Origin of the sequence: Macrococcus sp. PK (assembly GCF_022501545.1) — a bacterium.
Classification (GTDB): Bacteria; Bacillota; Bacilli; order Staphylococcales; family Staphylococcaceae; genus Macrococcoides; species Macrococcoides epidermidis.
Genome location: NZ_JAEPRF010000002.1, coordinates 74,138 through 85,732 on the forward strand (window position 1 = coordinate 74,138; position 11,595 = coordinate 85,732).

Annotated in this window: 10 protein-coding genes and 1 riboswitch; of the genes, 5 read left to right on the forward strand and 5 right to left on the reverse strand. The window is 36.0% G+C overall.

Going from position 1 to position 11,595, the window contains the following annotated elements:
* Positions 1-44: 44 nt before the first annotated feature.
* From JJJ02_RS00690 to JJJ02_RS00705, 4 genes are read right to left on the reverse strand one after another with little or no spacing between them, the layout of a single operon-like run.
* Entirely contained in the window at positions 45-731 is a 687-nt protein-coding gene (locus JJJ02_RS00690) for an ABC transporter permease (protein WP_304653853.1), read from the reverse strand.
* A 1-nt stretch (position 732) separates the two neighbouring features.
* Entirely contained in the window at positions 733-1,647 is a 915-nt protein-coding gene (locus tag JJJ02_RS00695; RefSeq protein WP_240836807.1) for an osmoprotectant ABC transporter substrate-binding protein, read from the reverse strand.
* A 1-nt stretch (position 1,648) separates the two neighbouring features.
* Positions 1,649-2,293: an ABC transporter permease gene (locus JJJ02_RS00700; RefSeq protein ID WP_240836808.1), complete on the reverse strand. Its 645-nt coding sequence runs from the start codon at positions 2,291-2,293 to the stop codon at positions 1,649-1,651.
* 2 nt (positions 2,294-2,295) lie between these two features.
* Positions 2,296-3,426, reverse strand: coding sequence for a betaine/proline/choline family ABC transporter ATP-binding protein (locus JJJ02_RS00705; RefSeq protein WP_240836810.1), 1,131 nt, complete (start codon positions 3,424-3,426; stop codon positions 2,296-2,298).
* Between the two features lie 120 nt (positions 3,427-3,546).
* On the opposite strand from JJJ02_RS00705, the gene JJJ02_RS00710 reads away from it, so the two are divergent.
* Positions 3,547-5,004, forward strand: coding sequence for an FAD/NAD(P)-binding protein (locus JJJ02_RS00710; RefSeq protein WP_240836812.1), 1,458 nt, complete (start codon positions 3,547-3,549; stop codon positions 5,002-5,004).
* Positions 5,005-5,006: 2 nt separating this feature from the next.
* A complete protein-coding gene (gene hutG, locus JJJ02_RS00715) occupies positions 5,007-5,975 on the forward strand; it encodes a formimidoylglutamase (RefSeq protein WP_240836814.1) in 969 nt (322 codons plus the stop codon).
* On the opposite strand, the gene JJJ02_RS00720 is transcribed toward hutG, so the two are convergent.
* A complete protein-coding gene (locus tag JJJ02_RS00720) occupies positions 5,935-6,819 on the reverse strand; it encodes a LysR family transcriptional regulator (protein WP_240836816.1) in 885 nt (294 codons plus the stop codon). The genes hutG and JJJ02_RS00720 overlap by 41 nt on opposite strands.
* A 123-nt stretch (positions 6,820-6,942) precedes the next feature.
* On the opposite strand from JJJ02_RS00720, the gene JJJ02_RS00725 reads away from it, so the two are divergent.
* The 3 genes from JJJ02_RS00725 to hutI are packed head-to-tail and all read left to right on the forward strand — an operon-like array spanning position 6,943 to position 11,171.
* Positions 6,943-8,217 carry a YjiH family protein gene (locus JJJ02_RS00725; protein WP_240836818.1) on the forward strand — a complete coding sequence of 425 codons (1,275 nt, stop codon included), beginning with the start codon at positions 6,943-6,945 and terminating at the stop codon, positions 8,215-8,217.
* A gap of 20 nt (positions 8,218-8,237) precedes the next feature.
* Entirely contained in the window at positions 8,238-9,887 is a 1,650-nt protein-coding gene (gene hutU, locus JJJ02_RS00730) for a urocanate hydratase (RefSeq protein WP_111716489.1), read from the forward strand.
* A 54-nt stretch (positions 9,888-9,941) separates the two neighbouring features.
* A complete protein-coding gene (gene hutI, locus JJJ02_RS00735; RefSeq protein ID WP_240836819.1) occupies positions 9,942-11,171 on the forward strand; it encodes an imidazolonepropionase in 1,230 nt (409 codons plus the stop codon).
* A 258-nt stretch (positions 11,172-11,429) separates the two neighbouring features.
* A riboswitch (FMN riboswitch) is annotated at positions 11,430-11,556 on the forward strand.
* Positions 11,557-11,595: the final 39 nt, after the last annotated feature.

An 11,595-nucleotide genomic window follows, 5' to 3' on the forward strand; every position in this document is an offset into this window, starting at 1 on the left:
CACAAAACTTTAATTTATTAAAATAAGACTTAAGCAGGATATTATTATCTGTCTTGTGGTGCTTGTTTCAACACTTTATTACGTTTGATTGGATCGAGACGTCGCTCTATAAATCCTAAAATGATATCAGCTAATACAGCCATAATAGCAGTAGGTAATGCGCCGGCTAGTATAATAGAAGTACCATTTGTAGCATTTGTACCGCGGATGATGATATCACCAAGACTCGGTGCACCGATAAACGAACCGATTGCTGTTACACCGATTGCGATAACGAGCGCGATACGAATACCAGCGATAATAACAGACAGACTTAAAGGCAGTTCGACCATTGTCAGTAACTGACGTTTTGTCATACCCATCCCTTTACCTGCATCAATTAAGTGTGTATCAACAGATTTAATACCTGTATACGTGTTCTTGATGATAGGAAGTAATGAGTATAAGAATACAGTTGTAATAACAGTCGTTTTACCTAAACCTAACGCCAACATCAACAAAGCGAGTAGGGCGATTGCTGGAACGGTCTGTATAATGTTTGCGATAGCAATAACAGGAGCTACTAAACGTTTATGACGCGCAATCCATATACCAATCGGAATACCGACAAGTGCACCTAGTAGTACACCGTAGATACTGATTAAGAAATGATCGATAAACAATTGAAATACATAACCCGCATTATCCTGGAAGTAATGGATGAATTGTTCGAATGTATTCATTTTTTCCATCTTATTTACCTCCTTCAAAGTAGTTATGCTTTTTCAAATATTCTTCAGCGACAACTGCAGGTTCTTTTAAGTTGTTATCCACTTCATAGTTTAGTTTCTGCATTTCTTCTGTTGAGATTTTGTTTTTCATTGATTCTAATATTGATTTGATTTCAGGATGTTTCTTTAATAATGCATTACTAGCTATAGGATTAGCGTCATAAGGTGGGAAGAAATGAAGATCATCTTCTAAGATTTGAAGATCATAACTTTGAATACGACCGTCAGTTGTATAACCTAGCACAACGTCCATCTTGTTTGCATTAACTGCTTCGTATACGAGACCGATTTGCATCGGCTTAGTATCCTGAAAGTCAAAGCCATATTTCTTTTTAAATCCTTCGTATCCGTCACCTTTACGTTTCATCCAAGAAGAGTCGACACCTGCTCTAAGCTTAGATGCCACATTCTTTAAATCACTTACTTTTTTGAGATGATACTTTTTAGCTGTTTCTTTGGTTACCATGAAAGCGTAAGTATTTTCAAAACCATATGAATCAAAGTAGTGCTGATCAAAGTCTTTCTCAAAAGCTTCTGTTACGACTTCTCTTGCTTTCTTGGGATCAGTGATAGGGTCTTTACCTAAAGCACCGGTTAAATCTGTACCTGTATATCTTCCTGCTGATACGTTCGCATCTCCACGAACCATAGCTTGATGTACAACAGTACCTGAGCCTAGATTATTGATGATTTCTACAGGTAGATCTGTATCTTTTTCTACAAGTATCTTTATCATATGTGCCAAAATCTGATTTTCAGTTGTATAAACTGAAGCAATCTTAACTTTATCTGTATCATTTTTATTAGAACAAGCTGTGAGTGAAATAATAAGTATCATCACACTCAACAATAAGATAGTTTTCTTTTTACATTTCATATTATAAATCCCCCTTTGTTACTTTTAAGCCTTTTGGGGTCGTATAGTTTTCAATTACTGCAAGAATTAAATCTGTTATAAGTGCTAACAATGTTACGAGAATAGCTCCGGCAATGATTAATTTTGGCTGGAATAAGTTCAACCCATTAAAGATAAAGTCTCCGAGTCCACCTGCACCGATATATGATGCGAGTGTTGCCCAACTAATCGCATAAACTGCTGATAACCTAATACCACTCATTATGACTGGTACTGCAAGCGGTAATTCTACTATTCTGAGAATTTGGTTAGATGTCATTCCCATCGCGCGTCCAGCTTCTTTCGCATCTTTCTTTACAGACTGTATACCTAAATATGTGTTATTTAAGATCGGTAATAACACATATAGGAACAATGCGATTACTGCTGGTAGTGTTCCAATACCAAAGAATGGAATCATCATCGCAAGTATAGCAAGTGATGGTACGGTTTGTAATACACTGGTAATAGAGAGTACAACTTTCGCTAATTTATCTGACTTCGTAAGCAAGATGCCAAGTGGCACTGCAACGATTATTGCTGCGAGTAAGCTCAGTAGTGATATTGAAATATGTTCAATCGTCTTCGTAAAGAGTTCGGCTTGATTTTCCTTTAAAAATTCAATCATGTTTATGCCTCCTCTTCCTCGTCACCCCAAATTGTGTCATACACGATATCTACTAAGTTGGCACGTGTAATAACACCTAATAATTTATCTTGTTTATCCAGTACAGGGATGACGCGTATGTTTCTTTTCAGTATCGTTCGAACAGTATCCTGAAGGTAAACACCGGTGCGTACGAAATATACTTTATGGTTCATAATGCGCGATAAACTTAAATGTTTTTTATGTGCTTCCGATAAGTCTTCAATATCAACATAACCGACAAGTACATTTTGATCATCTACAACAAACAGTGTATCTACACGTTTTGTTCTCATAAGATTAATCGCTTCACCTATTGATTTTTCTGGTGTGATCGATATTGGCTTATTCATTGCTTCATCAACAGTTTTAATATTTGGCGTTGTTTGGATTAACCTGTTTTCTCCGATGAAATCTTTTACGAAATCGTTTGCCGGATTGCGTAATATGTTATTTGGCGTATCGATCTGAATCACTTCACCATGACTCATAATCACGATTCTATCCGCAAGTTTAATCGCTTCATCCATATCATGCGTTACCATAATGAATGTTTTATTAAATTTGACTTGCAGTTCTTTTACTAAATCCTGAAGCGTATCTCGTGTAATAGGATCTAATGCACCAAAGGGTTCATCCATTAAAATGATTTCCTGATCTGCAGCGAGTGCGCGGATGACACCGATACGTTGTTGCTGACCACCTGACAGTTGAGATGGATACATATCGAGATAAGTTACGGGAAGGTCTACAAGTTGAATCAATTCTTCTGCCTTTTTATTTTTGTCTTCTTCTGACCATTTGAGAAGTTTAGGAACAAGGGTAATATTTTCACGGATCGTCATATGGGGGAGTAATCCAATTTGCTGAATAACATAACCGATGTTTCTGCGTAATTGTACGGGGTTCATATCTTTAATGTTTTTTCCGTTCAGTACAATTGAACCACTCGTCGGTTCAATCATGCGGTTAATCATGCGCATTGCGGTCGTTTTACCTGAACCAGAAGTTCCGATGAAGGCGATAAACTCACCTTTCTCGATTGTCATATCTAGTTTGTTGACTGCCTTTTTTCCGCCTCGATATACTTTCGAGACATTGTTGATTTCTAACATAATGTCACCTCTAATTGTTGTTTTTTGCAAGATAAAAATATTTGTTTGTGATTAAATCCCGCTCATTAAGTTTGTTTACCCTATTTTTTGATAATATATATATAAAAGGAGGAGCTTTTTATGAAAATTGCAATAGTAGGTACAGGTGTAGCGGGTGTAAATGTCCTGAAATACTTATCAAAAAGTAAATTGGATGACTTCAAGATGATTTGTTTCGATGATCAGAAATATTTAGGAAACGGTCGTGCGTTTCAATATGACGATCCGGAGTTACTTATGAATTATCCAGGTAATTTAATTAGTATGAAGCCAAATAAACCAGATGATTTTGTGAAGTGGATTGCTAAGCATGATGAAATGATTCAATTAGATATTCATAAAGAAGATAATGAAAATAAATCACAGAATCAATATTATTCAAGACAGTTATTCGGTAAATATATGGCAGATCATTTTGAGAAATTTGCTAAGAAGAAAAACGTCAAGATTGTCAGTAATCATGTAAGGAATATTGAACAGATTGATAACGGTTATCTTATCTCAACACAGGATGAGTCATTTGAAGTCGATGCTGTGTTTTTATCACCAGGTCAGTTCGGTCCAATGGATCCGTATCAACTGATTGATACGCCAAATTATTTCAAATGGCCATACCCGTTAAATCGTATAAAAATCGAACCGGAAAAAGACTATGCGGTCATTGGTTCAGGGCTATCTGCTGTTGACATTGTACGATATTTTACACCGGAATTAAAAACGAAGCTTTATCTTGTGAGTAGGGATGGTAAAGTACAATCTGTACGTGGTGAGATGGCAGATATTAAATTTAAATATATAACATTATCTAAATTAGAGAAGATAAAATCAAAGCATAATGGTTTTCTGCCTTTAGCAGAATTAAAAATTTTATTTGATAAAGAAGTTGAATATCATAATATTAACGTGGATAAATTATTTAATGTAAGTCGTGTAAACCCATTACGTGCGATGACATTTGATTTAGCAAATCCTAAAGAAGTCGGATACCTTCAATCTTTTGTCTTAGAATTAACGAGAACAGCGCCTTTAATCTGGCCATTTATGACGAAGTCAGATAAACAATATTATAAGGATCATTATGCAGATGTGATTACTGCATACTCTAATCCGATGCCTGAAGCAACCGCAGAAGCGATGATTGAAGGTATTAACAACAATAGGATTGAAATATTAAGTGACATGACTGCTGTAGAATATAAATATAATAAATACAGGATTTATACGAAGAAAGAAGAAATTCGCGTACATTATGTGATTAATGCAACTGGACCAGCGAAAGATTACAAAGATGCAATTGAGCCTAATCAACTTATCGAAAATCTTGTGGATCAAAACTTGTTGATTACGCATCAAGATGGTGGTTTTTACGTAACACCAGTCAATAATGAAGTGATAAGCGCAAAAGGAAAGTTAGAAAATTTCTTCTTACTTGGCCAAAAATCAGGTGGTGTCAATATTTATAACAATGGTATCGTTGAACTTGCTGAAGAAGCGAAACGTGTTGTTCAAGGCTTTGTTCAGCAAACGAAAGGGGAATAGTGGTGTATACAAAGGGCGATGAAAATTTATGGACTGGCAGAATTGATGATACTGAAAATAGAGCGCATTTTAGAAATTTTCAGGTTGTGGATATCGTTGATCTTAAAGAAATAGATGATAATCGTGAAAATGAACAAATAGAAGATTATGCACCTCAATATGATGTCGGTATACTTGGTTATGCCGTTGACCGTGGCGTGTATTTAAATCAAGGTCGCGTGGGAGCACAACAGGGACCGGATGCAATAAGAGAAAAATTTGGCAATATGGCTTTGATGAACGATACAACGATTGGTGACTTTGGGAATATATCGACTGACGAAACCTATGTTGAAAACGTGCAAACTGAATATGCGGATATGATAAAGAAAACACATCCACTTGCGAAGTTTCATATGTTATTAGGTGGCGGTCATGATATTTCATATGCGCATTACAAAGGATTGAGACAGATTTATCCACATCAATCCATTGGTGTAATTAATATTGATGCGCATTTCGATTTACGTGATGCAAAACAGGCTACAAGTGGCACAGGTTTTAAGCAAATTATAGATGAAGATCCTGAAGCAGGTTATCTCGTACTTGGCATTCAGCAAGCAGGAAACACACAGCATCTGTTTAATATTGCTAAAGAGCGCGGAGTGGAATATGTGCTGGCTGAACATATTGATCAGGACAGTACAAATGAAACCATTGCATCATTTATTAATAAATATGATGTCATTATGCTTACGTTATGTCTCGATGTGATTGATAGTGCCTATGCACCAGGCGTCAGTGCACCTTGTAGCTTTGGATTAAGTCCAAAGCAAGTTTCACGTTTGATATTAGAGGTATTAAAGCATAATAAAACACAACATATCAGTATTGCTGAAATGAATCCGGAATATGATATTGACGGACGTACTGCTAAAATGGTCAGTCATATTATGTTTCATATGGTGCATCGAAATTCCAATATTGAATAAACCTATCAATCAAAGAAAGTACTCTCGATGAGTGCTTTCTTTTTTTGTGATAGTTGATGTAAATCGTACGATTAATTGTTGGCTCGATTTTATGGGCAGTGAGTTGGTTTGCATTAAAGGATTGATAATATATTTTAGGAACAACTGCATATCCTAAACCGTCATGCACAAAATTAGAAGCAGTATCGAAACGGTCGACTTCCATTACAATATTTGGTCTAATTGCATGGCGATTAAAATAATCGTTTAAATGTTGTCTAACTTGAAATGATTCATTCGGTAATATTAACGGCAGTTGGTCTAATGTAACGACTTTATCCGCCAAATCTTTTTGATTTCCTAAGATAATATATTCTTCAGTGTATAGAGGAAGGGAATTAATCGCTTCATCATTGATTAACTCATTTGTAATTGCAATATCCACATCATAGTTTATCAGTGCTTTTAAAGAATCTCTGACTGAAAGAATTTCTTTTATTTGATATCGCTGTGATTCAAATTGATTTGCGTGATTTTTGACGACTTGTGATACCCATCGATTTGTTGATTCCAATATAGCGATCTTTATTTTAGGGAAATCACTCTCGTTCAAATCATACATCTTTTCAACAGTATAATGATAAGCTTTGACAATTTCTTTTGAATACTGATAGAACAATATGCCTTTTTCAGTAATTTTGATTGCTTTTGTAGAACGTGTAAGAAGCGCATATCCTAATTCTTGTTCTAATTTTTTTATTGCTGTTGTTAACGATGGTTGAGCGATGTGAAGATATTCTGCAGCACGCGTGAAACTATTGTGTTCTACAACGGCGATAAAATATTCAAAATGCAGTATTTTCATATAATCTCCTTTTATTAATAGATTGAAACTATTAATTATTAGTTTATTGATATTAGATATCTATATGATACCAAACTATAATAGAATTGTAGATAGAATATTCAGAAAATGAGGAGGATGTAGATGTGGAGGTTTTATGTTTATAGCATCATAGGTATTATTTGTTTCTTTTTTCCAATCACAATTGGAGAGAATAATACGATTATTATCGATCATATCGTGAATTGGTTAAAAGTAAGTTTAGCACCAGTGTTACCTTACTATGTATTGCTGTTAATTATTGTTGGAGCGATTTATCCATTTTTAAATGGTAGCTGGAAGAAAAGTTTTACTGATCTATCATTTACAATATTTAAGATTCTAGGAGTAATCGTTGGATTCATGGTTGTATTTAAAGTGGGTCCAGAGTTTGTATTATTACCTGATTTAGGGCCATTTTTATTTGAAAAATTAGCAGTTCCGTTAAGCTTATTGATTCCAATAGGATCGGTATTTCTCTCTTTACTTGTTGGTTATGGATTACTCGAATTTATCGGTGTACTTTGCAGAAAGTTTATGAGACCGGTATTTAATACACCTGGTAAATCAGCTGTTGATGCTGTAGCTTCTTTTGTTGGTAGTTATTCAATCGGATTGATAATTACTAATAAAGTATATAAAGAAGGACATTATACACATAAGGAAGCAGTTATCATCGCAACAGGGTTTTCAACTGTATCTGCAACTTTCATGATCATCGTTGCAAAAACTTTAGGAATAATGGACCACTGGAATTTATTCTTCTGGAGTACATTGGTTATCACATTTATAGTGACAGCGATTACTGTACATATTCCACCAATTAGATTTGAATCAAATAAAACATATAATGATATTCCTTATAAAGAGGAGATTAGTAAAGGGATGCCTTTATTAAAAGAGGCATATTTAGAAGCTAAAGAGGCCATTAAGCATGCGAACACACTACTTCAAAACATTATTATCAATATTAAAGATGGTGTGGTCATGACGATGGCGATTATGCCTTCAATCATGTCAATCGGGCTACTTGGTCTACTCATTGCGAAGTATACACCAATTATTAAATATGCATCATTAATATTCTATCCGATATTATCTGTATTTCCTGGTATTGACGTACCTGTTCTTGCTGAAGCGTCTACACTTTCAATCATTGAAATGTTATTACCGGCAGCAATATCTCAGGATGCAGATTTGATAACGAGATTTACAACAGGTGTTATGAGTATTTCAGCAATTATTTTCTTCTCAAGTGTAGTACCAGTTATCGTTTCAACTGATATTAAGATTCCAATCTGGAAACTTGTAGTAATTTGGTTTGAAAGAGTAGTTTTAACTTTATTAATTACAATTCCATTCGCATTATTCATATTTTAATATAATAGGAGGATTTTATGATGAGAAATATTAGAGCAAAGAAAGGTTTAGAGATTGAGTGTAAAGGATGGGAACAGGAAGCTGTTCTTCGTATGTTATATAATAATTTAGATCCAGAAGTAGCAGAACATCCAGAGAATTTAGTTGTCTACGGCGGAATCGGTAAAGCAGCTCGTAACTGGGAAAGTTTTGATGCAATCGTTGAAAGCTTACGCAACTTAGAGAAGGATGAAACTTTACTTGTACAGTCCGGTAAACCTGTCGCAGTGTTTAAAACTCACGATCAGGCACCACGTGTCCTGTTATCAAACTCAGTATTAGTACCTAAATGGGCAAACTGGGAACATTTCAATGAATTAGATAAGAAAGGTCTAATGATGTATGGTCAGATGACTGCAGGAAGCTGGATTTACATTGGTTCTCAAGGTATTGTTCAAGGGACTTATGAAACGTTTGGTGAACTTGCAAACCAGCATTTTAATGGTGATTTAAAAGGTACGATCACATTAACAGCAGGTCTTGGTGGTATGGGTGGTGCGCAACCTTTAGCCGTAACGATGAACGGCGGTGTTGTGATCGGTATCGATGTTGATGAATCACGTATTGATAAGCGTATCGAAACACGTTATTGTGATGTTAAGACACATGACGTAGATGAAGCTATTCGTTTAGCGAATGAAGCGAAAGCAAAAGGGGAAGCGTTATCTATCGGTTTAGTAGGAAACGCTGTTGATGTATACAAAGCATTACTCGAAAAAGATTTCAAAGTTGATATTGTCACTGACCAAACGTCAGCACATGACCCGTTAAATGGTTACGTGCCTGTAGAGTATTCACTCGAAGAAACAATTGAGTTGCGTAAGACAAATCCTGAAGAAGTTGTGCGTTTAGCGAAGCAATCAATGGCGAAACACGTGGAATACATGCTTGAATACAAAAATCGTGGTGCTGTAGCATTCGATTATGGAAACAATATTCGACAAGTTGCTTTTGATGAAGGGGTTAAAGATGCATTCAGCTTCCCTGGATTCGTTCCTGCTTACATTCGCCCGCTATTCTGTGAAGGTAAAGGACCTTTCCGTTTCGCAGCATTAAGTGGTGACCCAAAAGATATTGAACGTGCAGATGAAGAGATGAGAAAGCTATTCCCGGATAATAAGAAATTGATGCGCTGGTTAGATTTAGCAAGTGAGAAGATTGCGTTCCAGGGATTACCTTCTCGTATCGCTTGGCTTGGCTATGGTGAACGCGCTAAAATGGGGTTAGCATTAAATAAACTTGTTGAGACAGGTGAAATTTCTGCACCAATCGTAATCGGTCGTGACCATTTAGATGCAGGTAGTGTTGCAAGTCCAAACCGAGAAACTGAAAGCATGCAAGATGGTAGTGATGCAGTTGGTGACTGGGCAGTATTGAACGCTTTAATTAACACTGCAGCAGGTGGATCATGGATTTCATTCCATCATGGTGGTGGTGTGGGTATGGGTTACTCGCTACATGCAGGAATGGTTGTTGTTGCAGATGGTACGAAGAATGCTGAAGAACGATTACAACGTGTGTTAACAACTGATCCAGGTATGGGTGTAGTGAGACACGTTGATGCAGGATACGATATTGCGATTGATGTTGCGAAAGAAAAAGGTATCAACGTACCTATGTTAGATAAATAAAATAGTTCAATACAGATATTAAGATATAAATATGTGTTTGAAAGGATGTAGAAAATGAACGATATTATCATTCAGAATATTAGTGAATTGATCTTACCAAAGAAGACAGAAAAACCACTTAAAGGTGCTGAACTTGCTGAATTGAATGTAATTGAAAATGGTACGGTAGTGATAAAAGATGGCAAGATTATATATGCCGGTGAATTTAGCGAAGACTTTGAAGCTAATGAGACGATTGACGGAACGAATAAAACGGTTTCTCCTGCACTTGTTGATGCGCATACACATTTAGTACACGGTGGTTCTCGTGAACATGAGATGAGTTTAAAGCGTCAAGGTGTTTCCTATCTTGAAATTTTAGAACAAGGTGGCGGAATTCATTCGACGGTGAAAGCTACGCGTGAAGCATCTGAAGAAGAACTATTCGAGAAAGCTGAGCATGAATTACTACGAATGATTCATCACGGTGTACTAAGTGTAGAAAGCAAGAGTGGATATGGCTTATCTTTAGAACATGAGTTAAAGCAACTGCGTGTATCTAAACGTCTTCAGGAGAAATATGGCATCAATATGAAACACACATATCTTGGACCGCATGCAGTACCAAAAGATAAAGATAGTGAAACATTTATTGATGAATGTATTAAAGATTTACAAGAAGTTAAGGATATTGCAGATTTTGCAGATATTTTCTGTGAGACAGGTGTATTTACAATAGATCAGTCTCGTAAATATATGCAGGCAGCAAAAGCGGCTGGTTTACCTGTTAAGATTCATGCAGATGAAATCGATCCGTTAGGTGGATTAGAGTTAGCGATAGAAGAAGAAGCAATTAGTGCTGATCACCTTGTTGCAGCAAGCGAAAAAGGTAAGCAGATGTTAAAAGATAGTGATACAGTAGCTGTATTGTTACCAGGAACAACTTTTTATTTAAATAAAGAAGAATATGCAGATGCTCGCGGCATGTTAGACAACAATGGAGCAATTGCGATTGCAACGGATTATAATCCGGGAAGTTGTGTTACAAGTAATTTACAGATGGTAATGAGTATCGCTGCGCTTAAATTGAAATTATCTCCAAAAGAAATCTGGAATGCAGTAACGGTTAATGCAGCGAAAGCAATCGGTGTTGACGCAGGTACAATCGATGCTGGAGATGCAGCGAATCTAGTCATCTGGCATGCAAAGAATCATGAATATATCCCTTATCATTATGGAGTGAACCATGCAGAAAAAGTAATCCATAACGGTAAAGTGATTGTGAATAATCAATTTAAATTATAATTTCAGAGGCTGGGACAGAAGTGGTCTGCCACAAGCAAAAACCGAACAAAACTAATAAATTGTTCTTTGATTTATAGTTTATGTTCTGTTTTTGTTGCAGGGGAACTTCTGTTCCGCCGTTTAAGCTGTTAAAAAGAAGAGAGCCTAGACTTATGTCTCAAACTCTTTATATTTTTCGATGAAATAAATTATTTGCATTGATTTTTCATACAAACTTCGCTATGATGAAATTGTCTTAATTGACAGACAAGTTAATAACTATTCTTTCGGGGCAGGGTGAAATTCCCAACCGGCGGTGATAGTCCGTGAGCTGATAATATATATTTGATGCTGATTCTGTGAAACTCAGAAACCGACAGTATAGTCTGGATGGGAGAAAGAATAAGGTGCCATTTTGATGGTTTATTTGTTGATGCATAAACTC